The organism is Mycobacterium neumannii (assembly GCF_002245615.1).
Classification (GTDB): Bacteria; Actinomycetota; Actinomycetes; order Mycobacteriales; family Mycobacteriaceae; genus Mycobacterium; species Mycobacterium neumannii_A.
This window is the reverse complement of the sequence record NZ_NKCO01000002.1, coordinates 180,168-204,951: the sequence shown is the minus strand read 5'-3', so window position 1 is coordinate 204,951 and position 24,784 is coordinate 180,168. Positions and strand designations below refer to the sequence as shown.

Annotated in this window: 24 protein-coding genes; 6 read left to right on the top strand and 18 right to left on the bottom strand. The window is 65.5% G+C overall.

Features of this window, described 5'->3' with window-relative positions; all coding sequences use genetic code 11:
- Positions 1-9: 9 nt before the first annotated feature.
- On the bottom strand, positions 10-417 hold the full coding sequence (locus tag CEX88_RS03660) for a hypothetical protein (protein ID WP_094292437.1): 408 nt from the start codon (positions 415-417) through the stop codon (positions 10-12).
- 93 nt (positions 418-510) lie between these two features.
- On the opposite strand from CEX88_RS03660, the gene CEX88_RS03655 reads away from it, so the two are divergent.
- Entirely contained in the window at positions 511-1,035 is a 525-nt protein-coding gene (locus CEX88_RS03655; RefSeq protein WP_476638864.1) for an Rv2253/PknI dimerization domain-containing protein, read from the top strand.
- Positions 1,036-1,050: 15 nt separating this feature from the next.
- On the opposite strand, the gene CEX88_RS03650 is transcribed toward CEX88_RS03655, so the two are convergent.
- Genes CEX88_RS03650 through CEX88_RS03595 form a run of 12 tightly spaced genes read right to left on the bottom strand, consistent with a single transcriptional unit; the run spans position 1,051 to position 15,596 of the window.
- A complete protein-coding gene (locus CEX88_RS03650; protein WP_094292435.1) occupies positions 1,051-2,745 on the bottom strand; it encodes an MCE family protein in 1,695 nt (564 codons plus the stop codon).
- A complete protein-coding gene (locus CEX88_RS03645; RefSeq protein ID WP_094292434.1) occupies positions 2,745-4,076 on the bottom strand; it encodes an MCE family protein in 1,332 nt (443 codons plus the stop codon). The genes CEX88_RS03650 and CEX88_RS03645 overlap by 1 nt, the downstream gene beginning before the upstream one ends.
- Complete coding sequence (locus CEX88_RS03640; RefSeq protein ID WP_094292433.1) at positions 4,073-5,545, bottom strand: MCE family protein; 1,473 nt, start codon at positions 5,543-5,545, stop codon at positions 4,073-4,075. Before CEX88_RS03640 ends, CEX88_RS03645 begins: the two co-directional genes overlap by 4 nt.
- Positions 5,529-6,638, bottom strand: a complete 1,110-nt coding sequence (locus CEX88_RS03635; RefSeq protein WP_094292432.1) for an MCE family protein — start codon at positions 6,636-6,638, stop codon at positions 5,529-5,531. Before CEX88_RS03635 ends, CEX88_RS03640 begins: the two co-directional genes overlap by 17 nt.
- Positions 6,639-7,664 carry an MCE family protein gene (locus CEX88_RS03630; RefSeq protein WP_094292431.1) on the bottom strand — a complete coding sequence of 342 codons (1,026 nt, stop codon included), beginning with the start codon at positions 7,662-7,664 and terminating at the stop codon, positions 6,639-6,641.
- Positions 7,661-8,857: an MCE family protein gene (locus tag CEX88_RS03625; RefSeq protein WP_094292430.1), complete on the bottom strand. Its 1,197-nt coding sequence runs from the start codon at positions 8,855-8,857 to the stop codon at positions 7,661-7,663. Before CEX88_RS03625 ends, CEX88_RS03630 begins: the two co-directional genes overlap by 4 nt.
- Before the next feature lie 8 nt (positions 8,858-8,865).
- Positions 8,866-9,723 carry an MlaE family ABC transporter permease gene (locus CEX88_RS03620; protein ID WP_064397019.1) on the bottom strand — a complete coding sequence of 286 codons (858 nt, stop codon included), beginning with the start codon at positions 9,721-9,723 and terminating at the stop codon, positions 8,866-8,868.
- Positions 9,724-9,736: 13 nt separating this feature from the next.
- Positions 9,737-10,549: an MlaE family ABC transporter permease gene (locus tag CEX88_RS03615; protein WP_059101923.1), complete on the bottom strand. Its 813-nt coding sequence runs from the start codon at positions 10,547-10,549 to the stop codon at positions 9,737-9,739.
- Positions 10,536-11,705 carry a thiolase C-terminal domain-containing protein gene (locus CEX88_RS03610; RefSeq protein WP_094292429.1) on the bottom strand — a complete coding sequence of 390 codons (1,170 nt, stop codon included), beginning with the start codon at positions 11,703-11,705 and terminating at the stop codon, positions 10,536-10,538. The genes CEX88_RS03615 and CEX88_RS03610 overlap by 14 nt, the downstream gene beginning before the upstream one ends.
- Positions 11,702-12,877 carry an OB-fold domain-containing protein gene (locus CEX88_RS03605; RefSeq protein ID WP_094292428.1) on the bottom strand — a complete coding sequence of 392 codons (1,176 nt, stop codon included), beginning with the start codon at positions 12,875-12,877 and terminating at the stop codon, positions 11,702-11,704. The genes CEX88_RS03610 and CEX88_RS03605 overlap by 4 nt, the downstream gene beginning before the upstream one ends.
- Positions 12,878-12,894: 17 nt before the next feature.
- On the bottom strand, positions 12,895-14,103 hold the full coding sequence (locus tag CEX88_RS03600; protein ID WP_094292427.1) for a CaiB/BaiF CoA transferase family protein: 1,209 nt from the start codon (positions 14,101-14,103) through the stop codon (positions 12,895-12,897).
- Positions 14,100-15,596 (bottom strand): aldehyde dehydrogenase family protein, encoded by a 1,497-nt coding sequence (locus tag CEX88_RS03595; protein ID WP_094292556.1) that lies wholly within the window; start codon positions 15,594-15,596, stop codon positions 14,100-14,102. Before CEX88_RS03595 ends, CEX88_RS03600 begins: the two co-directional genes overlap by 4 nt.
- 289 nt (positions 15,597-15,885) lie before the next feature.
- Between CEX88_RS03595 and CEX88_RS03590 the strand changes: the two genes are divergently transcribed.
- The 5 genes from CEX88_RS03590 to CEX88_RS03570 all read left to right on the top strand — a co-directional run bounded on the left by CEX88_RS03590 (position 15,886) and on the right by CEX88_RS03570 (position 19,621).
- On the top strand, positions 15,886-16,584 hold the full coding sequence (locus CEX88_RS03590; protein ID WP_064397027.1) for an SDR family NAD(P)-dependent oxidoreductase: 699 nt from the start codon (positions 15,886-15,888) through the stop codon (positions 16,582-16,584).
- A 30-nt stretch (positions 16,585-16,614) separates the two neighbouring features.
- Positions 16,615-17,475, top strand: coding sequence for a mycofactocin-coupled SDR family oxidoreductase (locus CEX88_RS03585; protein ID WP_064397029.1), 861 nt, complete (start codon positions 16,615-16,617; stop codon positions 17,473-17,475).
- A gap of 18 nt (positions 17,476-17,493) precedes the next feature.
- Complete coding sequence (locus tag CEX88_RS03580) at positions 17,494-17,685, top strand: ferredoxin (RefSeq protein WP_064397030.1); 192 nt, start codon at positions 17,494-17,496, stop codon at positions 17,683-17,685.
- Positions 17,686-17,727: 42 nt separating this feature from the next.
- Complete coding sequence (locus CEX88_RS03575; RefSeq protein ID WP_238381935.1) at positions 17,728-19,116, top strand: cytochrome P450; 1,389 nt, start codon at positions 17,728-17,730, stop codon at positions 19,114-19,116.
- Positions 19,117-19,219: 103 nt separating this feature from the next.
- Positions 19,220-19,621 (top strand): hypothetical protein, encoded by a 402-nt coding sequence (locus CEX88_RS03570; RefSeq protein WP_174522787.1) that lies wholly within the window; start codon positions 19,220-19,222, stop codon positions 19,619-19,621.
- 9 nt (positions 19,622-19,630) lie between these two features.
- Here the strand turns inward: CEX88_RS03570 and CEX88_RS03565 are convergent, their stop codons facing one another.
- The 5 genes from CEX88_RS03565 to CEX88_RS03545 form a co-directional block, all read right to left on the bottom strand.
- Entirely contained in the window at positions 19,631-20,839 is a 1,209-nt protein-coding gene (locus CEX88_RS03565; RefSeq protein ID WP_094292426.1) for a DUF1214 domain-containing protein, read from the bottom strand.
- A 9-nt stretch (positions 20,840-20,848) separates the two neighbouring features.
- Complete coding sequence (locus CEX88_RS03560) at positions 20,849-21,616, bottom strand: sugar phosphate isomerase/epimerase family protein (RefSeq protein ID WP_094292425.1); 768 nt, start codon at positions 21,614-21,616, stop codon at positions 20,849-20,851.
- Position 21,617: 1 nt separating this feature from the next.
- Positions 21,618-22,760: a sulfotransferase family protein gene (locus CEX88_RS03555; protein ID WP_420799183.1), complete on the bottom strand. Its 1,143-nt coding sequence runs from the start codon at positions 22,758-22,760 to the stop codon at positions 21,618-21,620.
- Between the two features lie 23 nt (positions 22,761-22,783).
- On the bottom strand, positions 22,784-23,911 hold the full coding sequence (locus CEX88_RS03550) for an LLM class flavin-dependent oxidoreductase (RefSeq protein ID WP_094292423.1): 1,128 nt from the start codon (positions 23,909-23,911) through the stop codon (positions 22,784-22,786).
- An 85-nt stretch (positions 23,912-23,996) separates the two neighbouring features.
- The gene (locus CEX88_RS03545) at positions 23,997-24,773 is read right to left on the bottom strand and encodes an SDR family NAD(P)-dependent oxidoreductase (protein WP_094292422.1); all 777 of its coding nucleotides are present in this window, start codon (positions 24,771-24,773) and stop codon (positions 23,997-23,999) included.
- Positions 24,774-24,784: the final 11 nt, after the last annotated feature.

The window sequence follows — 24,784 nt, the reverse complement described above, 5'->3', positions numbered from 1 at the left end:
CAACGGCCGCTACAGGTCGCCGCGCTCCCAATACGAGCGGCCGTCCTTGGCTACGCAGGTGAGGAACAGCCCATCTGGCGCTTGGGCCACCTCGCCCACGTACAGCGGACACAGGTCGAATTCGTTTTTCACGCCGTGCATTTCGGGTGAACGGAACCAGCGTGGCTCGTACCGCCGCGGCGATCCGCAGAACACCAATCGGCCCCATGATGTGACGCCGAAGGCATAGTAGGTCGTGTTGTTGCAGTATGACCCGAGGATGACACCCGGCCTGATGCCCGGCGTGCACGTGGGGTTGTCGCACTCGGCACCCGGCGGGGGTAGTGGCGGCAACGGCGGCTGAGCGGCGACTGGCGGGGCTGCGGTGAGCGCCGCGAAGGACAGCAGGGCAGCGAACACTGCGACGGGGGACCGCATTCAGACATTCTCACATAACGACGAAACGAAATTCTCCCTATTGAACAGGAGAACTACTATGCGCGATAGGCTTTCCGCATGCGCAGTGCTGATTTGGCCGCGGGCGTCGCGGCGATCGCCTTCGTGGCGAGCATGGGAACCGCAACGCCGGCGTACGCCGATGATTTCGGCGTCGCGCTGAACGGCACCTTCCTGGTGATGTCGGACGGTGAATGGGCGAAAAAGAGTATCGGCCCCCATGGCGCAGGTGGCGCTGACGTCTTCCGCGACGATGTGACCGTCGTCCAAACCTGGACTGTCAGCACAGATTGCGTGAGCCCGATCGAATGCACCGGAACGGTGAGTAGCGACCGCGGCTGGACCGCCCCCATCCGGCTCGACGACTTCTGGTACGTCGATCGCGACATTCCGAATTGGATGCCCTGCCCCAATGGGACATTCGCCCCCGGACACCAGAAGTTCATGTTGTGGGGAATGGATCCTTCTCGGAACGAACGCCTCACGAAGAATCTCACCTTTTTGGCCGGCCGCGACATGACCAAGACCGCGAGCGGTGCTTGTGGCAGGAACCAGACCACCTCCGTCGAGATGCCGGTGAAGATGCAGAAGCTGTCCTGACCGCCCAGAGCACGGTCAGGACGGCAAGAGGTCCTTCCACGACTTAGAGTTCTTGCCGGGCAGTGTCTCCTGCTGCAGGAAGCCGTCCGGACTCAGATACTTCCCCGTCCTGGGGTCGTATGTCGCCACGGCCACCGATGGACCGCCCGTTGAGGCCTCGGCGACGTGAGCGGCCGGCGCTGCGGGAACGGCTCCCGGCGCCGGCGGAAGCGGCGCCCCGTTGAGCGAGTTGCCCGGCGGCGGCGGGGGTGCGATGGGTCCCGGCGGTGGCGGGGGCGCGAATGGTGGCGGCGGCACAGCCGTCGGCGTCGGCTGCGGTGACAACACCTCCGGTGCGGGGAACGGTGGCGAGTCGGATGCCGATGGGCCGGGTGGCGCTCCCGCGGGAACGGCGCCCGGCGGCAGCGGCGTACCTTGCACCGGCGCGTAGATCCGGTCTTGGAAGTCGACCCTGTCGTCGGGCGATATTCCCTGAGAGATGAGGTTCGGGTCGAACGGTTCCGGCCCCAGCGTGTGCTGGCGCATGGCGAGCGGAACGTAACCCCTTGGGTCGTTGCAGAGCTCGACCGTCGGCGCCCGTTTGCCCGGATGTTCGATACAGGGGTAGTTGCGGGCTCCACGTACGCTGATCGGTGAGTCCTGCGGCAATTTGCAGTACAGCCCGTCAGGCGTGTCGATCGTGGTCTGGTCCTCCGGGGAGCGCCACTGCGTCGACGGAAGGAATCCCACGGTGCACGCCGGCGGGTCGCTGATGGTGAGCGCGAAATCGCCGGTGGGCCACCCGGTGGGGTTGTTACCCGGGAGGCCGAACGATTGCTGGGCGGCGATGATGCCCGGGAAGATGACCAGCAGCTGCTCGAGGGCCGGGTTGTAGGTGAGCAGGACCTGCGTGACGGTGGTGAGGTTGGCCAGCAGGATCGGTAGCGTGGGCTTGACGTCGTTGAGCAGCTGGGACACTTCCTGCGCGAAACCGGGCCCCTGCTGCAATATCGTCCGGATCTCCGGATCGTTTTGTTCAAGCTGGCCGGTGACGCCTGCCAGGCTCCGCGCCCAGGTACGGATCTGCTCGGTGGTCTCGGCCTGCGATTCCAGCAGCGGCCTGCTGTCGTCGATCAAGCCGCGGGTCTGGTCGGAGACGGCGCTGGCCTCATCGGTCACCTTGGAGGCCGAGTCGAGCAGGGACTGGAAGTCCGGACCGGCTCCGTTGAACGCCTTGAACGATTCGTCGAGCAGGTCGGCGATCCGGTCGCCGGGGATGCTGTCCACCAGCGCGCTCAGCCGGTCCAGCATCGGACCCACCTCCTGCGGAAGCGTGGCCCGCGAGGCCGGAATGCGTTGTCCGCTCTCGAGATACGGACCCGAATCGGTGCGGGGACGCAAATCCACGTACTGCTCACCGACAGCGGAAACGCTGCGCACCTCGGCCTGCAGGTCTGCTGGGATCTTCGGTGAGGTGTCGAGTGACAAGTGTGCCTCAGCACCGTTCTCCGTCAACGTCACCGACGTCACCTCGCCGATCTGCACCCCGCGGTAGGTCACGTTGCTGAAGCGATAGAGACCGCCCGCGGCGGGTAGCTCCAGCGTGACCTTCAGGCGGCCGATACCGAGCAGTGTGGGCAGTTGCATGTAGGTGAAGATCATCACGGTGACACCGAGGATCGACGCAATCGTGAAGATGATCAACTGATTTCGGACAAAGCGAGTCAGCATCAGCCACCGCCTCCCGGTATCGGTTCAGCCGGCGGAACAGGTGCCGGTGGCGCCGACGGCCCGTAGGGTCCCGCGAATATCTGCGACGACGTGATCGCCTGGGTCTGAGGGAGCCATGGCGCCGCCGGCGGCGGGGGCGCGACCGGCAGCAGCGGCCCGCTTACCGGTGGCAATGCCGGACCGGGCGGCGCCCCGGGTGCCGGCGGCAGCCCCTGCGGCGGCGGCGCGACGCCGAGCGCCATCGGACTGTAGGAGTAATTCATGTAGTACGGGTCGCCGGGCGCCGGAATGAGTTTGGCATTCTCGTCGCCCCACCGCGTACCGAGCAGCAGCGTCTTCTTCAGACGCGGATAGGTGAGGTCGAAGCTGGCGAACAGGTTGATGTAGTCGCCCCGGGTGATGCGATCGGCGAATGTCGGCCCGTATGGAAACGCGGTGGCCCACAACAGCGCAAGGTTCAGATCCGGCCCGATGTCGGCGAGTGCACCGAACACCGGACCCAGATTCTCGATGTCCTTCACCAGGTCGTCACCGGCGTCGTCGACCAACTGATCGGCGGTGTCGCTGAATTTTCCCAGCTTCTGCAACGCGGTGGTCAGCCGCGGCCGCTCGCGGATCAGCACATCGAGCGCCGGTGGGATCTCCTTGAGCGCCCGGTCGAGCACGTCGCGCTGCGAGGCGAACGTACCCGCGACCCGGTTCAACTGCTGAATCGAGGCGATGATGTTGTCGCGCTGGCGATCGAGCACCCCGACGAAATTGTCGAGCCGAGTGAGCAATTCGCGAATCTGAGGTTCCCGCCCGTTCAACGCGACGTTGAAGTTGGAGATGATGTCACCGATCTGCCCGAGCCCGCCCCCGTTCGCGACGGTGGACAACGCGGACAGCGTCCGCTCGGTGGACGGATACGTCGACGAGTCACCCAACGGGATCGTCGCGCCCGGTTGCAGCCGACCCCTCGGCTCTTCGCCCAGTGGCGGATTGAGCGCCAGGTGCATCGAGCCGAGCAGGCTGGTCTGCCCGACCGTTGCCACGGCGTTGGCGGGCACCTCCACATCGGGTTTGACCGAGATTTGCACATTGGCGTGCCAGTCTTCCACCGTCATCTCGCCGACGCTGCCGACGACAACGTCGTTGATGAGAACCGGTGAATTGGATTCCAGCGTCGCCACATTCGCGACCTCGACTTGGTAGGTCACCGAGTCGGGTCCGCGGCCCACCGCGCCGGGCAGCGGCAGCGAGTTCAGGCCCTGGAATGAACAGCCGGTCAGCGTCAGCGCCGCGCACGCCCCGGCGATCGTCAATCGCTTCACATCGCTCCTGCAAATCATCGCGGGGCCTCCGCGGGCAAGGGCGGCCCCGGGGGGCCGGCGGGCGTGGGCGGCAGCAACATGCCCTCCACCGTCGTCGGGCCCGCAGGGATGTTGCTCAGCACCCGCGGCGGTCCGGGGATCGGCGCGCCGGGGAACAGCGGCGGCGACGGAGTCGCCGGTGCGTCCGCGTCTGGGGTATACAGCCCGGGCGGACCCGGGGGCATGTTCCAGCCCGGCGGCGGCGGGACATCGCCGTTGCCGAGGTAGGCGGACACATCCGGGAAGGGTTCGGGCGGATCCCCCGGCCCCGCACCCCCCGGGGCGAGCTTCGGGTCGGTATAGATCAACCGCTCCGGGCTGATAGCTGGCCGCAGGTAGGCGTTGATCGGCAACGGGACGTTGTTGACGTTGAGCAGGCGCAGCGCCGGACCGAGGTACTGCGCGCACAGCTTTGCGGTCTCGGGGGCGGTGACGTTCGCGACGGCGCCGATCATGCTGCAGATGAACAGAACCGGGTTCGAGAAGTTGTTCAGCGAGAAAGCCCCGGTCACCGAACCGCCGTTGGGATAGTAGATATTTGCGAAGTTGGCGATCGCATTCGGCGTGATGTGCAGCACGTTCTCCAGAGCCAACTTGTTGTCGACCAGAACTTGGGTGACGTTGGCCAGGCGCTGGAACTGCTCGGAGGTCTGATTCCGGATGCCGCCCACGAACCGCTGGACCTCGCCCAGCGCCACCGACAGGTCGGTCAGCGCCGCGTCGAGGTCGGACCTGTTGTCGTTCAGGACGCTGCTGAGGGTGGCCAACCGGTTCTCGAACATCACGATCTGCTGCTTGCTGTCGCGCAGCGCACCGACGAAGACCTGCAGGTTCTTGATGATGTCGACGATGTTGCCGCTGCCTTCGGCGAAGATTCTCGCTGCACCCGACAACTGGGCCAGCGTCTGCCGGAGCTTCTCGCCGTTGCCTCCCATAGCGTTCGCGGCGCTGTCGATGAACCGGGAAACCGACGTGTCCGACACCCCGGTGTCCGGCCCCAGTTCCGTTGCCAGCCGCATCAATTGCGTCTTGACCTCGTCCCACTCGACAGGAACGGCGGTACGGTCCATGGGGATCACCGCACCGTCTTGCATCTTCGGTCCGTCGCCGTTGCGGTAGGCGGGCGTGAGCTGGACATAGCGGGCCGCGATCAGGTTCTGCGCGACGACGACCGCTTTGGCATCGGCCGGAATCGGCACACCGCTGTCGACCTTGAGGACCATCTTGGTCTGGGTGCCCTCAGGTGTGATGGACTCGATCGTGCCCACCTGCACACCGGATACGCGCACCTCGTCACCCGGATAGATGGCTGTCGCGGTCGGGAAGTAGGCCGTGATGGTGCTCGGCCCGAAGAACACCTGACGCACGAGGAACGCTGCGCCGGCCACCAATCCGATGGCCAGCAGGACCGCCGTGGCGGTCACCAAGCGCTTACGGGGTGCCGTCATCGGGAAGATCTCCTGGCTGCGGAATGGCGTTGACGGGGAACGGTAGTTCCGCCCGTGGTCCGGCATTGTCGGGCGGTTGGCCCGCGTCCATGCCGCGGCGGAAGCCGAAGGCGTAGTCCATGAACGGCTGGAGTATTGCGGGCGGCAATGGGATCACGTTCGGAACCAACGCGTTGTAGTACGCACCGTTTGACACGATCTCGCCTTGTGTCAGATAGTATTTCGCCGCTCCTGGCAGCATTTTGGCCAGGTTGTCCCTGTTCTTTTCCAGCACCGCCACCACCTCGTTGAGCTTGTCGAGCGTAGGCGCGAGCTCCTGCTCGTTCTCGGCAACCACGCCGGTGAGCTCCTGCGAAACCGCGGAGGCGGCGTTCAGCAGGCTCACGATCGCATGCCGACGTTCGTTGAGCACCGCCAGCAGGTCATTGGCGTTGAGGATGAGCGAGTTCACCTGATTGCTACGTTCGGCGAAGATCCCGGTGACATCGCCGGCGGTCTTCAGCAACTCGGCGAGGCTCTGGTTGCGGTTGTTGAGCGACTGCGACAGCCGAGACAGTCCGTCGAACGTCGGACCGAGTTGCGGCGCAACCTGATCGAGCGTCGCGGCCAGCGTGTCCAGCGACTGGTTCAGCGTGTCGGTGTTGGTGGCCGCGGCGTTGGCGGTGAGATCGCTGATTGCATCGGTCAGCGAGTACGGCGACGATGTCCGCGACGTCGGGATGGGCTTGCTGCGGTCGAGCGTGCCGCTGCCCGCCGACTCGAGTGCCAACACCCGCTCACCGAGCAACGTCCCGGTGCGGATCTGTGCGGTGGAGTCCGAGCCGAGCGCGTACTTGCTCTGGATAGTGAAATCAACCAGCGCATCGCCGTTGACGAGTTCGATCGACGAGACCGAGCCGACCTTGATCCCGGACAACGTGACGTCGTTACCTCCCGCGAGGCCGCCGGCTTCGGTGAACAGTGCCTGATACCGCAGCCCGGTGGCATACGACATCAGCCGCTCCGGCTGCAACCCGACGGTGATCACAAGGATCACCAGCACGACGCCGATGACGCCGGCCCTGATGAGACGGGAGCCCCTGTACTTGTCCATCTACTCTTCAGCGCACCTTCCCGTTTCTTGCTTGACCCAGGGGAACACCACGGTTCGGCCTTCCAGGTCGCTGGCGCGGAACGTGATGCCGCAGATGTAGTACGGGAAGAACGCCCCATAAGAGCCGACGCGGGCGAGCTTGCGGTAGATCTCGGGAAGACGCTGCAGGGTCGCGTCCAAGCGCGGCAGATCGTTTCCGACCAGAGGCGCGAGCCGGTGCAACTCGTTGACCGTATGGTCCAGCGGCTGACGGGTACGTCCGAGCAGGTCGGCCAGCGACGACGTGCCGTTGTCCAGTTGTTCGATGGCCTCGCCGATTGGGTCGCGGTCCGCGGACAGCCCTTCGACCAGTCGGTGCAACCGGTCGATCGTGCCGGAGAACTCCTCGCCGTCTTTGGACAATGTGTCGAGCACCGTCCGCAGTTCATCGATCAACTGCTCGATCACCTGGTTGTTGTCGGCCAGCGAGTTGGTGAACGAGGACGACTTCGACAGCAGCGACTCCAAGGTGCCGCCCTGGCCCTGCAGGATCTGGATCAGCGACGAGGTCAATCCGTTCACATCTTCCGGATTCAGGCCTTGGATCACCGGCTTCAGCCCGCCGAGCAGCAGGTCCAGGTCGAGCGCCGGCGCTGTCCGGTCGGCGGGAATCGTGGCGCCCTTGGGCAGGATCCGGGTGGAGTCCGGTGTGTCGAGCAGTTCCAGGTAACGATCCCCGGTGAGGTTGAGATACCGGATGGCAGCCCGTGTGCCGGTGGTCAGCTTGGTGCTCTTGTCCGCGTCGAACTCGACGAGGACATTTCGGTCCGGCTGCAGCGACACGCTCTGCACGGTGCCGACCCGGATCCCCGCGATTCGCACGCTGTCGCCCGTCTTGAGACGGGAGGCATCGGTGAACACCGCCTTGTACCCCTCGGTGTCACCGCCTCTCGAATCACTGAAGATCAAGAACAGGAAGGCCGTCAGGACCGTCATGATGACTCCGAAGACGGCGAACTTGATGAGAGTGCCCGTTGATCCCGTCATCCCGGCATTCCGATCTGCGCAGTGTTACGCGGCGGCCCATCGAGCGGCCCGAACAACCAGTTCTTGAGGCCCTCGGAGTTCAGCAGAATTCCCGCGTTTCCGTACTGCGCCGGATTGGAGCCGACGTCCCCGACGAGCGCGGGCGGCACGAACTCTGGCGGCAATTCGGGTAGGCCGAGTTCTTGGCAGTAGTCGCGTCCCCCGCTCTTGGCGGCGACCTTGGGCAGGTCTCCCGGAAAGCGGTATCGCTCGACGCCGAGGGTCAGACCGGCATTCACCAATACGCCCGAGAACTGCGGGGGTGACTTCGCGAAGGGCACCAGCCCGCCGATGCCACACCACAGCGACTTGCGGTAGAGGTTGAGCAACTCAGCGGTGGGGACCAGGTTTTCCAGCACATCGCCGAGCGCCTCACGGTTTCCGCCGATCACGTCGTTGCCGATGTCTGCCAACCCGATTGCGCTGACCAGGAAAGTATCGAGATTTTGCTCCTGGTCGACGATGGAGTTGCTCACCGATGTGGTGCTGCGGATCGTCGACATCAGATCGGGTGCCGCGTCGGCATAGGCGGTGAACGCCGGTACCGCGGCCTCGATGCCGGCTTCCAGATTCGGCAGGCTCGGATCGATCTTGGCCAACAACGCGTTGAAGTCGACCAACGTCTGGCCGAACTGCTCCCCTCGACCGTTGAAGGCGGTGGCGATCGCACCCAGCGTCTGGTTCAGCTTCGCGGGGTCGATCTTGTCGAGCACGTTGACCAGCTGTTGGAACACCGTATTGATCTCGACGGTGACGCTGCCACTTTGAATGACCTGACCCGGACGCAACTTCTCGGCCGACGGATTCTCCGGGGGCTTCATCTGAACGAACTTCGAGCCGAACACTGTCGTCGACGCGATGTCGACGTCGACGTTCGACGGGATGAGGTGCATCTGCGCCGGATCCATCGCCAGGTGCAGCGCTGCCGTGCCGTCCGTGCGGGTCTCGATCGACTCGACCTTGCCGACGTCGACGCCTCGCATCTTCACTTCGGCGTCGTTGTTCATCACCAGGCCGGCCCGCTCCGAGATCACCGTCACGGGAACGGTTTTGGTGAAGCTGCCCTGGAACAGGGCCACCGCCAATGCGACGATCAGAACGATCGTGACGATCAGGGCCAACCCTGTCAGGGGACGTACCACACTGCTTTTCACCGGCGCCTCTATCCCGACAGGTTGAAGTTGCCGTTGGAACCGTAGACGGCCAGGGATACCAGCAGGGTGACCGACACGACGATCACCAGCGAGGTGCGCACCGCGTTACCGACCGCAACGCCCACCCCCGATGGGCCGCCGGAGGCGAAGTAGCCGAAATAGGTGTGTACCAACAGGATCGTGATGGCCATCAGCACCGCCTGCAAAAATGACCACAACAGGTCGATCGGATTCAAAAACGTGTCGAAGTAATGGTCATACAGCCCGCCGGACTGGCCGAACAACACCACGGTGGTGAACTGGCTGGCAACAAACGACAAGATCACCGCGATCGAGTACAGCGGGGTGATCGCCACCATCCCCGCGATCAGCCGGGTCGACACCAGATACTCGATCGGCCGGATCGCCATCGACTCCAACGCATCGATCTCCTCGTTGATGCGCATCGCGCCCAACTGCGCGGTCACCCCCGCCCCAAACGTGGCCGCCAACCCGATCCCGGCCACCGTCGGGGCCGCGATACGCACGTTGATAAATGCCGCCAAAAACCCGGTCAGCGCCTCGATCCCGATGTCGCCCAACGACGAATACCCCTGCACCGCCAAGGTGCCACCGGCCGCCAGCGTCAAGAAGCCGACAATGGCCACCGTGCCGCCGATCATCGCCAACGTCCCCGCACCCATCGAGATCTCAGCGATCAACCGCACGATCTCCTTGCGGAAATGCACCGACGCGTGCGGCACCCCGGCCAGAGCACGCAGATAAAACAACATGTGATCGCCGATGCGACCCAAAAAGTCGACCGGCTTGCGCGCCCCCCGAGTCAGGCGCGGATAGGTGCTGCGCAGAACTTGTACGGTTCCCATCGATAGCTCCCGATCAGCCCGTCGTCATCCGAATACCGATCGCGGTCACCACCACGTTGATCACGAACAACGCCATGAACGCATACACCACCGTCTCGTTGACCGCGTTACCGACCGCCTTGGCGCCACCACCGGTGATCGTCAACCCGCGAAAACACGCCACCAACCCGGCGATCAGACCAAACAACGCCGCCTTCACACACGAAATGATCACCTCAGGCACACCGGTCAACAGCGTGATCCCCGCCGCGAACGCACCCGGGTTCACATCCTGGATGAACACCGAAAACGTGTAACCACCCAGGATCCCGATGATCACCACCAGACTGTTGAGCAACAGCGCCACCAACCCCGAGGCCAACATGCGCGGGGTCACCAAACGCTGGACCGGGTTGATGCCCAGCACCTCCATCGCATCAATCTCCTCGCGGATCGTGCGCGACCCCAGATCAGCACACATCGCCGTCGCACCGGCACCGGCCACGATCAACACCGTCACGATCGGACCCACCTGAGTCACCGCACCAAACGCCGCACCCGCACCCGACAGATCAGCCGCACCCAACTCCCGCAACAAGATGTTCAACGTGAACGACACCAACACCGTGAACGGAATCGCCACCAACAACGTCGGCGCCAACGACACCCGAGCAATAAACCAACACTGCTCCAAAAACTCCCGCCACTGAAACGGCCGACGAAACACAAACCGCACCGCATCAGCCGACATCGCAAACAACGCCCCGACCGCCTGCATCGGCCCAGCCAGATTCCGCAACGGCGGTAGACCGGCAGACCACCGTTCCGGTCCACTACCCTGCGCCATTGCCGTCTCCTTCCAGGATGGTCACCGCCGCCACCGCCGTTGGCCCGCCAATGTTATGGGCAAGGCCGATCCGAGCACCGTCCACCTGGTTCACGGCTTCGCCGCGAAGCTGCGCGAACAGCTCAACGCACTGCGCGACGCCTGTCGCGCCGGGCGGATGCCCCTTGGCCTTCAGCCCTCCGCTCGGGTTCACGGGCAACCCCCCGCCGATAGTCGTCACTTCCGCTTCGACGAGTTTGTGGCCCCCGAACCTCTCGGCGAATCCCAGATCTTCATAGCTGATCAATTCGATGCCCGTGAAGAAATCGTGAACTTCAGCCACATGAACATCGCTAGGAACAAGACTGGCCATCTCAAAAGCCTGTTTGGCGGCGCGCACCGTCGCGGGCATCGTCGTCATATCCGCCTTGTGTTGGTGCATCACGGAGTCGAGGCCCAGGCCCACTCCGCGAATCCATACCGGGCGGTTTGTGAATCGATCGACCACGTCTTCGGAGGCCAGTATCAGAGCCGCCGCGCCGTCACTTTGTGGCGCACAGTCATAAAGCCGGAACGGGGTGACGACGACGGGAGCTTCCATCGCCTGTTCGACGGTGATCTCGAATCGCAGTCGCGCCTTGGGGTTGTTCGCACCGTGTCGGTGATTCTTGACCGCGACCATCGCCAGGTGTTCCTGCGTGGCCGGCGACTCGTGCAGATAGCGTCGAACGTGCAATGCGAATCCTGCGGGCGAGACCACGCCGAGCGGGTAGTCCCAGGCCATGTCGCGGGCCATCGCCTCCCACTCCCACAACATGTCTCGGGATGTGGTGTCGCGCAACTTGTCGGCACCCATCACCAGCGCGACGTCGAACGCCCCAGACGCGACACCGAACAGCGCGTTGCGGATCGCGTCGTTGCCTGTGGCACACGAGTTCTCGACGCGGGTCACAGGGAGGTCTGGGAGGCCGAGCGTATCGGCCAGGATTCCGGCCGGGAACCCGTCGGCGGTGCCCATGGCGCCGAACCACGCCGCCTGCAGGTCCGATTTCTTCAGGCCCTTGTCCACGCTCGCCGCGCACTCGGCGAACGCCATCGGCAGGAGATCTTTGAGGCCGAGCGCGAAATGTTCACCGAACGCGGTCATTCCGGCGCCGACGATCGCGACCCGTTTCACGCCGCCACTGCTTCCGGCTCGAACATGTACCCGTAGTCCGGCACTCCGGAGCGAACGGCGACGCGGCGCAACGCGAGTCGGCCGCGAGTGCCGATGTCCACGGACCCCGGTTCGGCACCGGTCACCTTCACCAAAGCGCGCACGCCGACGCCGTCGAGTTCGACGATCACCAGCGAGTAGGGCGAGCGCAGACCGGGCACCGGGATGTGCACGGTGGTCTCGGTGTAGACGGAACCCGTGCGCGGCAACGGAATCAGCTCGTACCCGGTCGAGAGCGTGGCGTTGTCGGCCAGCCGGTACCGGGGCGGGAAGTCGAGGTCCTCCGAACCCGGGTGACGGCCGGCCTCCCAGCGCACCTTGGCCTCGAACGCCCGTTCGTAAGCGGCAAGGGAGATGGGGATCTGGGCGTCGCCGACGATTGTGCCCTCGGGTTGGGGACGTGCGGCCGGCTCGCGGCGGGTCAGCTCTGCGACGCCGCCCGTGACCGTGATCCCGGACAGGCTGGCCTGTTCGACGGCGACCAGCGGGCCCGTCGAATTCCGTTCGGCCATACCGGCCAACGCGAACAAGCCGGCGCTCGCACCGGTGGTCGGCAGCGGAGGCGGATCGCCGATCGTCAGCTCGGCTGCCCACGAATGGTCGACACCCGCGACAGCGGCCGGAGTGTCCAGCCACGCCGCCTCCAGAGAGGCGATGAGCCCACGCTCGTGCAGGAGCCGAGGGTCGCCGTAGTCGTGCACATCACCAGTTGCCTTGCGGGTTCGGACCGGAAGGCTGCGCGCGACGCGGGCCGCGGTACGCACCTGCAGCCCCCGCTCGGCGGTGAGAATCGCCGCCGCTCCGGCCGGCTCGAGGTCGGTGCCGATGATCAATGTCCGCGGCCGCGCCGAACTGACGGCGTCGAGCGTGGCGGGTGCACCGCCGAGGCGCTCGTCGACCTCGAGTTCCGGGTCCAGCCCGAGCCCGGCCAGCAGCACCGCCGCATTGCTGCTGTCGAGCAGGGGCAGATCGCGGCTGACCAACACCACCCGCTCGACCGCCCCGCTGGCAAGCAGCGCCGCCCGTCCCGCTTCGACGGCGAGGGTTATCGCGTCCTCGTCGTCACCGGGCTCACGGTGTAGCGGCGCACCCCAGCACGGCAGGTATGTGCCGATCGAGGCGACGTAGGGCATGGGCTGTCTTTCGGGTTCTAAGTGACGGCGCCGGCCGTCTTCAGTTCGATGATGCGGTCCCAATCCAAGCCGAGTTCCAGCAATATTTCGTCGGTTTGCTCGGCGAACCCTGGGGCGGGCCCGCTCTGGGGTGCGCTGACATCGAACTGGACCGGGTTGGCAACCAGTTCAAGCTCGCCGGCCTGCACCAGATACTCGTTGGCGCGGATCTGCGAATCCTCGACGGCCTGCAGCGTGTCCTGCACCGGCGCCCACGGCCCCAGCAGCGTCGCGAAGCGCTCGCTCCACTCCGCGAGCGGACGCTTCGACATCGCCTCCTTCAGGATCTCCGCCGCCGCCTCGGTGTTCTCGGCGATGGATTCCACGGTGGCAAAGCGCGGGTCGTCGGCGAGTTCGTCAAGACCCATGTGCGTGCAGACGTCGGCCCAGAACTTCGTGGGCTGCATCATCACGAACGAGATGTAGCGGTCGTCGGCCGTCGGGTACAGCCCGACGAGCGGGTTGATCGGCGACCCGTGCACACCCGGAGGAAAGGCCTCCATGCGCTCACCCAGGTGCTTGGTCAGCGCGACCGTGTGCCCGAGCGACCAGAGGCCGCTTCCCAACAGAGACACGTCGACCACCGACGGCTCCCCGGTGCGCTCGCGCTTGAGCAGAGCCGCGGCGATGCCGCCGGCAAGGTTCGTGCCCGAGATCGTGTCCCCGTATGCGGGTCCCGGCGGGCCGACCATGCCCGGCGTCCCGGGCGGGGTGATGGTGGCCGCGGTGCCCGCACGGCACCAGAACGCCGTCATGTCGTAGCCGCCCTTGACGGACTCCTCGCCGCGCGGACCGAGTGCGCTGCCCCTGGCGTAGATGATGTCGGGGTTCACCGCGCGGATGTCGTCGACGTCGATGCCGAACCGCTGCCGGTGTCCCGGCAGGAAGCTGGTCAAGAAGACGTCGGCCCGTCGGGCCAGCTCCAGCAGTACCTCTTTGCCTTCGGGCACCGACATGTCGAGGCCGATGCTGCGCTTGCCCCGGTTGGCGTGCTCGATGTTCGGATTGGGGTCGCCTTCGACGCGTAGCAGCCCGGTCTGCCGCAGTCCACGCTGCGGATCACCGGTCACCGCGTGTTCGACCTTGACCACGTCGGCGCCCCACTCCCGCAGCACCGCGCCTGCGGATGGGACGAACCCGTACATCGCGACTTCGAGGACGCGGATGCCGTCCAACGGTCCACTCATGGGGCGCTCACCACCGTTGCGAACGTCTTTGATTCAAGGAACTCTTCGAGGCCGGCCCTGCCCATCTCGCGGCCGATGCCGGACTGCTTGTATCCCCCGAAGGGGCTGTCGGGGCTGAAGTAGTTGCCGCCGTTGATGGAGAACGTTCCCGTGCGGATGCGCCGTGCGACCGCGAGCGCGCGATCCTGACTGCCGAACACTGCTCCGGACAAGCCGTAGATGGAGTTGTTGGCGATGCGGACCGCGTCATCGTCGTCGTCGTAGGCGATGACGGCGAGCACGGGCCCGAACACCTCCTCCTGGGCGATCTCGCTGTCGGGGTCGACGTCGGTCAGCAGTGTCGGCGTATAGAAGTAGCCGGGGTCGACCTTCTCCCCGCCGGTCACCAACTTCGCCCCGGCCTCGACAGCGCGCTTGACCATCCCGTCGACCTTGTCGCGCTGCTTCTCGCTGATCAGCGGTCCCATGTAGGTGCCCTGTTCGGCCGGGTTGCCGTAGCGCACCAGCCCGAAGTTGTTCTTGACCAGCTCGACGATCTCGTCGTGACGCGCGCGCGGCACCAACAGCCGTGACGTCAGCGCGCAGCCCTGACCTGCGTGGGTGACCATGCTGAAGGCGCTGAACAATGCGGCCATGTTGAAGTCGGCGTCGTCGAGCACGATCGCCGCCGACTTGCCGCCCAGCTCGAGGAAGACCTTCTTGAGGGTTTCGCTCGCGGCGGCCATGATCCGGCGCCCGGTCGGGGTCGACCCGGTGAACGTCACCATGTCGACGTCCGGGCTGGTGGTCAGCGCGGCGCCCACCTCGGGGTCCGCGCCGCTGAGCACGTTCACCACACCGGCGGGGATGTCGGTGTGATTGGCGATCAGCTCACCAAGAGCGAGCGTGATCAACGGAGTGTCGGGCGCGGATTTCAGAACCACCGTGCATCCGGCGGCCAGCGCCGGTGCCAGCTTCGCCAGCGCGAGCTGATTGGGGTAGTTGTAGGCGATGATCGCGGCCACCACGCCCGCGGCTTCCTTCTCCACCCACCGGTGGTGCTGCATACCGCGGCTTTCGATGTTTCCGAGATCTTCGGTCATCGGATAGGTCTTGAGCAGCTCGGCGTAGTACCGCACGATCTCGATCGGCTGGTCCAGCTGCGCACCCTGGCATAGGGCTTCGGTGGCGCCGACCTCGGCGATGGTCAGCTCAGCGAGCTCGTCACGGTGCTCGACGAGGGCACGGTGGAACTGCTCGAGGCACCGAATGCGCAGATCCACATCGGTCGACCACTCGGTCTCATCGAAGGCGCGGCGCGCGGCGGCGACGGCCGCTTCGGCATCGGCCACGGTGGCGTCCGGCGCGTACCCGAGCACCTCGCCGGTGGCGGGGTTGAGGGAAGGAAACGTCCGGGAGGTCTCGAGGAGCTGCCCGCCGATCAGCAACCGGCGATCGACGCCGACGGTTCCGGCGGCAGGTTCGGAACTCGAGACGAGGGTCGCTTCCTGCATCATCCTCCTCAGACGTGGGTTTTGGTGGTGTGATGGAAACTTCATTCTCATCCCCGGCGAATCATACATTCGCACGAAGAGAACTCAAGAATTTGAGCGGAATCGCCACTGCCTGCGAAGAGCGGTGCGACAATCGTCCGTCGAACGTCTCACCAGTGCGAATCGCCAAGCCCTCGTGTCTTGCGGAGTTGCAAGATGCGAGAGTACGGTTCTCATAATCGAAAGGACGATTCTTGATGGCGTCGCGCACGCATGCGAGGAGCATGATGACCAAGGCCCGGGCGGAGGCATGAAGAACGCCGTCGTGACCGGAGGCGGTTCGGGGATCGGGCTGGCCGTCGCGCAGCGTCTGCGCGCCGACGGCATGCACGTCGCCACCATCGACATCAACCCGTCGGACGCCGACTTCGCCTACACCGCCGACGTCACCGACCGCGCCCAGGTCGACGAAGCGTTCAACGCCGTACGCGCCCAACTCGGCCCGATCACGGTCCTCGTCAACGCCGCGGGGCTGGAGAAGTTCAAGCGGTTCACGGATCTGAAATTCGAGGACTGGCAGCGCGTCATCGACGTCAACCTCAACGGCGTCTTCCACTGCGTCCAGGCCGTCCTTCCCGACATGATCGAAGCCGGGTGGGGGCGGATCGTGAACATCTCGTCGTCAAGCACCCATTCCGGTCAGCCCTACATGGCGCCGTATGTGGCCGCCAAGTCCGCGGTCAACGGACTCACCAAGTCGCTGGCACTGGAGTACGGCCCCAGCGGTATCACCGTCAACGCCGTGCCGCCCGGCTTCATCGACACCCCGATGCTCCGCAAGTCCGAAGAGCGCGGCTACCTGGTGGTGCAGCAGAACATCGACTCGACACCGGTGCGCCGCATCGGCAAGCCCGAGGACATCGCGGCCGCCTGCGCATTCCTGGTCTCCGACGAGGCCGGATACATCACCGGACAGATCTTGGGCGTCAACGGCGGCCGAAACACGTAGCGGCGACAAGTAATAAGGAAAGGATCCTCAGTGGGACGCGTACAGGGAAAGGTCGCATTCGTCACCGGTGCGGCTCGTGGGCAGGGACGCAGCCATGCGGTACGGCTGGCTGAGGAGGGCGCCGACATCATCGCGGTCGACCTCTGCGAGAACATCGACACAATCGGTTATCCGATGGCCACACCGGAGGATCTCGAGGAGACCGCGGCGTTCATCGAGAAGACCGGCCAGCGCGTCTTCACGGCCAAGGCCGACGTGCGCGAGGCCGCACAGCTGAAGGCCGCGCTCGAGGAGGGCATCGCCCAACTCGGCGGGCTCGACATCGTCGTCGCGCAGGCCGGTGTCGCGGGCATGAAAGGTCAACCGCCCCTGCAGGCGTGGATCGATGTCATCAACACCAACCTCATCGGGACCATCAACGCCATCCAGGTGTCGCTGCTGCACCTCAAGGAGGGCGCGTCGATCATCGCGACCGGCTCCACCGCGGCGCTGATGGACACCCATCAGAAGAACGATCCGGGCAACGACCCCGGCGGCATGGCCTACGTGCATTCCAAGCGGGCGCTCTCGGCCTACGTCCACGATCTGGCCACCGAGCTCGCGGCACGGGGCATCCGCGCCAATGTCGTGCATCCCACCAACTGCAACACCAACATGCTGCAGAGCGAGCCGATGTACCGGTCGTTCCGCCCGGATCTCGAGAAGCCGGAACTCAAGGACGCCGAGCCCGTCTTCTACGTGCAGCAGGCCATGAAGGTGCCGTGGGTCGAGCCGGAAGACATCAGCAATGCGGTGCTCTGGCTGGCCTCTGACGAAGCCCGCTTCGTCACCGGTGCGCAACTGCGGGTCGACGCCGGCGGCTACCTGAAGTGGTACGACTACCACAACTGAGCGAAAGGAGTCGCGACAGTGAAGGTTTCGGTTGACGGAACACGCTGCCAGGGGCACACCCTGTGCGCGATGATCGCACCCGACTCGTTCGAGCTCGACGACGTCGACGGCCATGCGTCGGCGGTGAACGAAGTTGTTCCCCCCGACCAGGAGGACCTGGTGCGAGAGGCCGCCCACTCATGCCCGGAACAAGCCATCGTCATCGAATGACGTGGGCCGCCTACGTCGCCCACACGCAATAGGAGACACGCCGTGACTGTCCACAGCGATGAGCCGCTGGCGCGAAGAGCCAACGGAGAAGACGACGGGGACCGCAAGAAGAACCGGTACCACTTCGACCGGCACACCCCCGAATACCGGTTGCAGTTCGAGAAGATCACCGAGGAGATGCAGTCCCGGTGCCCGATGGCATGGACCGACACCTACAACGGGCACTGGGTCGCCGCGGACAGCAAGCACGTGTTCGAGCTGGCCCGGTGCCCCGCGGTGTCCAATCATCACGACATCACCGGTGAGACCCCGTTCCAGGGCATCACGATCCCGAAAGCCAGTCGTGCCACCGTGGTTCGCGGCGGCATCCTGGAGATGGACGAGCCCGAACACAGCGCCTACCGCGGTGCGCTGAATCCGTATCTGTCGCCGGCGGCGATCAAACGCTGGGAGCCGTTCGTCGACGAGATCACCCGCGCCGCACTCGATGAGCACATCGAGTCCGGCCGTATCGATTTCGTCGAGCACCTCGCCAACGTCGTGCCCGCGGTGTTCACGCTGGCGATGATGGGCATCGACCTCAAGAAGTGGAACGTCTACAGCGAGCCGACACACGCCTCGGTGTACACGCCCGAACACGCTCCCGAGCGGGAGAAGATCAACGAACAGCACCGCGAGATGGGGATCGACCTCATCAACAACATGATGGAGATCCGGGAGAACCCGCGGCCCGGCCTGGTGAACGCGTTGCTGCAGTTGCGCATCGACGGTGAACCGGCCCCGGATATGGAGATTCTGGGCAACCTGGGGTTGATCATCGGCGGCGGTTTCGACACCACCACCGCCCTGACCGCGCACGCCCTGGAGTGGCTCGGCGAGCACCCCGATGAGCGGGAGCGCCTCAGCCGCGAGCGCGACACGCTGTTGCACCCGGCCACCGAGGAGTTTCTGCGCTTCTTCACCCCCGCGCCCGGTGACGGCCGGACCTTCTCCGAGGACGTCGAGGTGGAGGGCCAGCAGTTCAAGAAGTACGAGCGGCTGTGGTTGTCGTGGGCGATGGCCAACCGTGATCCCGCCGTCTTCGAGAAGCCGAACGAGGTGATGCTCGATCGGAAGGGCAACCGGCACTTCAGTTTCGGCATCGGTGTACACCGCTGCGTGGGATCCAACGTGGCGCGCACCGTCTTCAAGTCGATGCTGACCGCCGTGTTGGACCGGATGCCCGACTACGTGTGCGATCCGGAGGGCACGGTTCACTACGACACGATCGGGGTGATCCAGGGCATGCGGAATCTGCCCGCCACCTTCACTAAAAGCAAGCCGCTGGGCCCGGGCCTCGACGAGACGTTGAAGAAGCTTCAGCGCATCTGCGACGAACAGGAGCTCGCCCGGCCGATCACCGAGCGTAAGGAAGCCGCCGTCATCACCTAACTGCGCTCGCGATGGGCGCGAAGGTGCTTTGATGGGCAGCGGGCGGGGACATGGGAGGAAACCGGTGACCCGATTCAGGATCTTAGTCGCAGCGGCTGCGCTCATGGCCTCGGTGAGCATCGTCGCTCCACAGCAGGCCCATGCCATGATGCCGCTGGGCAACTACGATCTGCAGACCAACCGTTACACGCAAGCGTCGTGGTTCTGGTTCGTCAGCAACTGCTGGCCGGACAAGCAGCCGGACTGCGTCAAAGTCAGCGCAGCTCCGCGGTTGAAGTTCTACGCCTACTACGGTGGAGAGGCGCAGCTTGTCAACGGCCGGTACACCATGACCGTCGACGTCCCAGACGGTTTGATCTGTCCAGGTCAACGGCTCCCCACTCGCGAGACGTACTCATGGGATGAGATATCTCTGGTCGGCACCATCGAGTCCCATTACAACGTCGGCTGTTTCAACGGTCCACCGGGTATGCAGTTCTGGACGTTCAAGCTGCAGAGGCTCTAGGCACCGCTTCTACCAACCGTAGCGCTGACGAATCCCGTTGAAGCGGACCCACATCTGTGCAACGCGCTCGGCCGGTGTCACCGTCGCGGTGTCGGCCGGCAGCGCGTCGCCGAGGTCGACGCGCTTGACCACTCGGGTGCGCACCGGAACGGGGCGGCCGTCGAGCATGTGCCGGTAGGTGAGGTTTCCTCGCTCGAAACCCTGTGTGTCCAGCCAGTTGTGGTAGCCGGGGTCGTCGTGTGACAACACCAGACGCACCTTGCCGTCCGCATCGACCGTCGTGCGGCTCGGCGTGTAGCTGACCGGGCGGTAGAGGTAATCCATGCTGGTGAAGAACGGCCCCATGTTGGTGAGCATCCACAATCCGTCGTGGGCGTCGAATTCGACGATCAGCGAGTCCTCGGGCGCCAGGCGCCAGTGCATGTTCACCGCCGCGCGACCGCGTCGGGAGTCATCGCCGGTCGCGGTCATGTCGGGGAACCGGTTGGGGTGCTCGGCGTCGACACCGCCATGTGTGAACGGAAATTCGGGCCAGTCCGACATCATCTGAGTGAGGAAGTCACCCGCCCACCCGAGGGCGCTGACCATATCCGCGGGCGTCGGCACCGGCCTGGGCTCGGCCATGTCGACGCGTTCGATGCGCATCCGGGCCGGCCGCTCGTCCCAGCGGTCGAATCCCTGGCGGATGAACAGCTTGCGCGACCCGGGTGTGGTCGGTAGCCAGTTGGGCTCTCGCCGGGATCCGCCAACGTAGATCTCGAAGGTACCGTCGGGGTCGGTCTTCAACTGTGCACCAGTCAGGCTCGTTTCGGGGATGTCGCCGAACGGTTCGTGCAGGACACCGGCGCCTGCGGTGCGCGGGCCCTGAACCGTGATGTTGAAGAACGGCGCGGTGCCGCGCTCCCCGGTGATCCGATACGTCGACGTGCCGTCGATCCACGCCTGTTGATACAGGAAGTCCGCACAGTCCCCGCCGAGCTTTCTGGTCGGGTGGCAGAAGGTGTGGATCTCGGGATACCGGGTGTTTCGGGTCTCCAACGCCAGGTCGAACGCCTGCCCGAGGTTCTGCGTGAGGAAGCGGAAGCCGTCCGCGCGGTGGAGTCCCGAGGTGCCGTTGTGGTCCTTGAAGACCCGCTCCCCCGCCTCCTTCAGCCGATCGCAGAAGGCGTCCCACGCGGACTTCAGCGCGACGTCATCCGGGCCGTCTCCGAACGCCATTCGGTTCCCCTAGCCGTCGAGTTCTTCCAGCATCGTCGATACCACGTCGCAGGCGCGGTGTGCCGCCTCGAAGGGGCCTTCCGCCTCGATGCGCGGCCCGATCAGTTCCAGGTCGAAGCCGTGCGCATAGCCCGAGTCCAGCACCGTCGCGAGAAACGGAGCGATGGGGATAACGCCGTCGCCGGGTACGGCTCGCGCGGGCAGTGCCCGGTCGCCGAGGACGTAGTCGCTCAGCTGGATCATCTCGGTGCGGGGCAGGGCCCGCTGCACCAGTGCGGTCAGGTCCGCCTCCGCCCAGCAGTGGAACAGGTCGATGCAGATGCCGAGTCCGGTCGCTTCGGCGAGGGCGATCGTGTCGCGCAGGGTGTGGGCGATGTGGATGTCGGCGTACAGGCTTGACGCATTCTCGATCGCCAGGGCCACGCCCGCCTGTTCGGCCACCCGCACGCACGGTGTCACCGCCTGGCCGAATCGGTCCGCGGCGTGTTCTGAGGTGAGGTCGCCGCGCCCGCCGGTCAGCATGTAGATCACCCGCGCACCGACGGTATGAGCCGCGTCGATCACCCGCAGCAGCGAATCCGGGGTGGAGAACAGGTGGTACACGGTTTCCACCGAATATCCCTCGCCGGCAATCACCGTCGGCAGTTCGGGTTCGGACAGCTGCGAGTCGATCAGGCTGAGCCGCCGCACCCCGAGCGCACGCCAGTGCGACGTCAGATCGCTCAGCGGCGCTCCGTAGAACGTCACGCTGTGTACCGACAGCCGCTCGTCGGTCACGTCAGCCCCGGTTCTCGATCGCAACGCCGAAACGTTCACGGAATGGCCGGAATTCGTCGTGTAGCCGGTCGAGGTTCTCGCCGATATCGGTGATCAGCGTGGTGGAGTAGCGGAACTTGCCGTGCCGGTCTCCCGGATTGTTGACCAGGTAGGAGCGCATGGCGGTCTCCGCCTCGGCGCTCAACCGCCGACCGCGGAACTCGTAGTAGCGGCGCACGGTGCCGATCTGGTCGGCGATGAAGTCGGTGTAGCGCACGTGCAGGATCCGCGGATCGTCGACCATCGGGTTGGTCATGGTGTTGGCGATGCTCTCGCGGGTCAGCGCCAGGTGCATCTTCGCAGCGGCGTGCACATCTACGGGTCCGATGATGCCGTCGAGGATGTCGGCCATCATCATCGTGCGCGACGCCGCGACCTGAACCGGGTCACGGTGCAGCCACATCAGCGTCGCGTCGGGGTAGGCGTCGAAAAGCTCCCGCAACCGGAACCCGTGAAAGCCCTTGAGTACCCAGTGTTTACGCGGCCGACGGTACTGGAACTGCTGCAGCATCGCCTTGTGGATGCGGTACTGCGCGGCGGGGTCGACGGGTAGGCCTCCGACGACGGTCTGCATCGGCACGCGCCACCACGCCGTCGGGGTCAATACCCGGAAATCGAAGGCCCAGGTCCGTTCGTCCTCCGGCAGCCCATCGCCCAACATGTCGTTGTAGGGGTGGCTGTGCAGCCATTTCGGCAGTTTCGTATTGATCTCGCGCCAGTCGGCGTCGGCGCGCAGGCGACGCGGGTCGTCATCGTCGACGATGCCCGGCGGCGGCGACGGGTACATCACCTCCCAGAACCGCAGGGCGTGGGAGTCCGGGTCCACCGACATCAGTGCGTGCATCAGCGTGGTGCCCGACCGCGGCTCACCGGTGACGAACATCGGCCGCTCGATCACCTCGTCGCCCACTGGGTAGCGCCGGCGGTCCTCGAAGAACTCCAGGCGGGAGGTCAGCAGCCAGTGGCACACCTCGGCGGCGCGTCGAATGCCGTCGGCGTCCATGCCGAGCGTGTTCAGGTGGTCGACCACCAATGAGAACCGTTGCGACAGAGTGGGGTCGCCGTAGTCACGCAAGCCGGTCTCGGCTTCGGCGCGGGCGAGCATGTCCTGGGCCACCAGCCGCGAGGTCACGAGACGTCTCCGCACAGTGTCATCAGCTCGTCCTCGACGTCGCGCACGTTCTGCGCCGATTGGGCGGTGTACCGCAGTCCGGCCATGGCGCCGTAATCCATAATCTTGGGAACGCGCAAGCCGGCGTCGACGTAGTCCGTGACGATGCGGGCGACCTGCTGCGGGGTGCCGTGCGGAACCATCGCCAAGATCATCTCCGGTTCGACCCGATCGAGGAACTCGACGATCCGTTCGCGGGTGAGCACCGCGGGGTCGATGTCCTGGTACCCGCGCCAGTTCTCCCCCATCGGATGCTCGAAACCCGCCTTGCTCAGCACCTCCGCGGACACCTGCAGCAGAAACGACTTCACCAGCGGCGCTTCGAGGATCTCGGCGAGCGCGGCGTCGTCGCGCCCCACCAGGCACACCTGGATGAAGCACGGCGTGATCGCCGAGGGGTCGCGCCCGGCCTTGTCTGCCGAACGGCGGACGGCGGAGAGCTTTTCGGCATAGTCCTCGGGCGACCACGCGCCGGTCGGCCACCACCCGTCGGCGTAGCGGCCCACGATGTCGAGGGTGCGTGGACCGCTGCCGCCGATCCAGATCGGCGGGAAGCGTCCCTCGTAGGGTTCGGTATCGAGGCGGGCGTGGCGCAACCGGTAGAACCGGCCGTCGAAGTCGACGGGTCCGTCGCTGTCCCACAGCAGCCGGATCACTTTGAGCGCCTCTTCGAAGCGGCTGACCGGCGCCGTGAAGTCGAAGCCGTAGGGCACGGTGTTCTCGGTCTCTCCGCTGCCCAGGCCGAGGATGAACCGTCCGGCGGCGAGGTGGTCGATCGTCAGTGCGCCCTGGGCCAGCAGCGACGGGTGGCGACGCACGGTGTCGACGACGCTGGTCACCAGCGGCACGTTCGTGGTCAGGACTGCGGCGGCCGCGGCGACCGCCATACCGTCCAGGTGGCGGTGCGGTGACGGTGAAACCGTTGCCAGATCGGTGAACTCGGGGGTCCAGATGGAGTCGGGCCAGAAGCTGACCATGTGGTCGGGCATCCAGATGGAGTGATAGCGGCCGCTGTCGAGCTCGCCGAGCACGGACAGGTCCAGCGGCAGCGTGGTGCGCAGGTACGCGGCGGGCTGAACCCTCACTGTCCGGTGCCCCCTTCCTGCGCCGAACGTGGGTTACCGTCACACCGAACCGCCACTTCGCGTGACACAACCCCACGCTCGCGGGTCACGGCCGGCCCGTCTCACCCAGGAAGGACTGCGTGTGGGCGATGCGACCGGTCAAGGTCTTCGGATCACCGGTGCACAAGCGAAACGCCGTCTCGGTGATCAGCGAGATGTCCTCGGTGTCGGTCTTGGCCAGGTCGAGGGCACCCGCACCCTCGGTGGCGACCGGGTTGGTGGGAGCGGCGGCGTTGACGGCGATGCCGTCGTCGTACAGTTCGGCCGCAAGGCTTTTCGTCAGCCGGTTCAGCGCGGCCTTGACCGTGCCGTACACGCCGAAGCCGGCGGTACGGTCGAAGTCCGAGAAGGGTGGCCCGTCGGGCAGGTCGCCGCCCACCGAGGTCACGTTGAGCACCCATCCGCGGCCGCGTTCGCGCATCGCGGGGATGGCCATCTGCGTGAGGTGCAGCGGTGCCATGACGTGCATCTCCATCATCAGCCGAACGCGGCGCTCGGGGAATTCGTCGAGCGGCCGCAAGAACGTGACGGCGGCGTTGTTGACCAGGATGTCGGGCGCACCGGCCTTGTCGACCACCTCGGCGAACAACCGGGTGCGCTCCCCGCTGTCGGACAGGTCCGCCGCCACCGCGATCGCCGATCCGCCTGCGGCTTCGATCTCCTCGAGCGTCTGACGTAGTGAACCTTGGTATTTGGGGTTCGGCTCGAGCGTGCGCGCGGTCAGCGCGACCGTGGCACCCTCGCGCGCCAACCGCTGCGCGATGGCCTTACCGAGGCCGCGGCTGCTGCCGGTCACCAAGGCGACCTTGCCCTCACACGACATTGTGTGAACCT

Excerpts from the sequence above, each read along its gene's own strand:
- CEX88_RS03660 (WP_094292437.1), bottom strand. The coding sequence starts at position 417 with ATGCGGTCCCCCGTCGCAGTGTTCGCTGCCCTGCTGTCCTTCGCGGCG.
- CEX88_RS03650 (WP_094292435.1), bottom strand. The coding sequence starts at position 2,745 with ATGCTGACTCGCTTTGTCCGAAATCAGTTGATCATCTTCACGATTGCG.
- CEX88_RS03645 (WP_094292434.1), bottom strand. The coding sequence starts at position 4,076 with ATGATTTGCAGGAGCGATGTGAAGCGATTGACGATCGCCGGGGCGTGC.
- CEX88_RS03640 (WP_094292433.1), bottom strand. The coding sequence starts at position 5,545 with ATGACGGCACCCCGTAAGCGCTTGGTGACCGCCACGGCGGTCCTGCTG.
- CEX88_RS03635 (WP_094292432.1), bottom strand. The coding sequence starts at position 6,638 with ATGGACAAGTACAGGGGCTCCCGTCTCATCAGGGCCGGCGTCATCGGC.
- CEX88_RS03630 (WP_094292431.1), bottom strand. The coding sequence starts at position 7,664 with ATGACGGGATCAACGGGCACTCTCATCAAGTTCGCCGTCTTCGGAGTC.
- CEX88_RS03620 (WP_064397019.1), bottom strand. The coding sequence starts at position 9,723 with ATGGGAACCGTACAAGTTCTGCGCAGCACCTATCCGCGCCTGACTCGG.
- CEX88_RS03615 (WP_059101923.1), bottom strand. The coding sequence starts at position 10,549 with ATGGCGCAGGGTAGTGGACCGGAACGGTGGTCTGCCGGTCTACCGCCG.
- CEX88_RS03605 (WP_094292428.1), bottom strand. The coding sequence starts at position 12,877 with ATGCCCTACGTCGCCTCGATCGGCACATACCTGCCGTGCTGGGGTGCG.
- CEX88_RS03600 (WP_094292427.1), bottom strand. The coding sequence starts at position 14,103 with ATGAGTGGACCGTTGGACGGCATCCGCGTCCTCGAAGTCGCGATGTAC.
- CEX88_RS03595 (WP_094292556.1), bottom strand. The coding sequence starts at position 15,596 with ATGCAGGAAGCGACCCTCGTCTCGAGTTCCGAACCTGCCGCCGGAACC.
- CEX88_RS03590 (WP_064397027.1), top strand. The coding sequence starts at position 15,886 with ATGAAGAACGCCGTCGTGACCGGAGGCGGTTCGGGGATCGGGCTGGCC.
- CEX88_RS03570 (WP_174522787.1), top strand. The coding sequence starts at position 19,220 with ATGGCCTCGGTGAGCATCGTCGCTCCACAGCAGGCCCATGCCATGATG.
- CEX88_RS03565 (WP_094292426.1), bottom strand. The coding sequence starts at position 20,839 with ATGGCGTTCGGAGACGGCCCGGATGACGTCGCGCTGAAGTCCGCGTGG.
- CEX88_RS03555 (WP_420799183.1), bottom strand. The coding sequence starts at position 22,760 with ATGCTCGCCCGCGCCGAAGCCGAGACCGGCTTGCGTGACTACGGCGAC.
- CEX88_RS03545 (WP_094292422.1), bottom strand. The coding sequence starts at position 24,773 with ATGTCGTGTGAGGGCAAGGTCGCCTTGGTGACCGGCAGCAGCCGCGGC.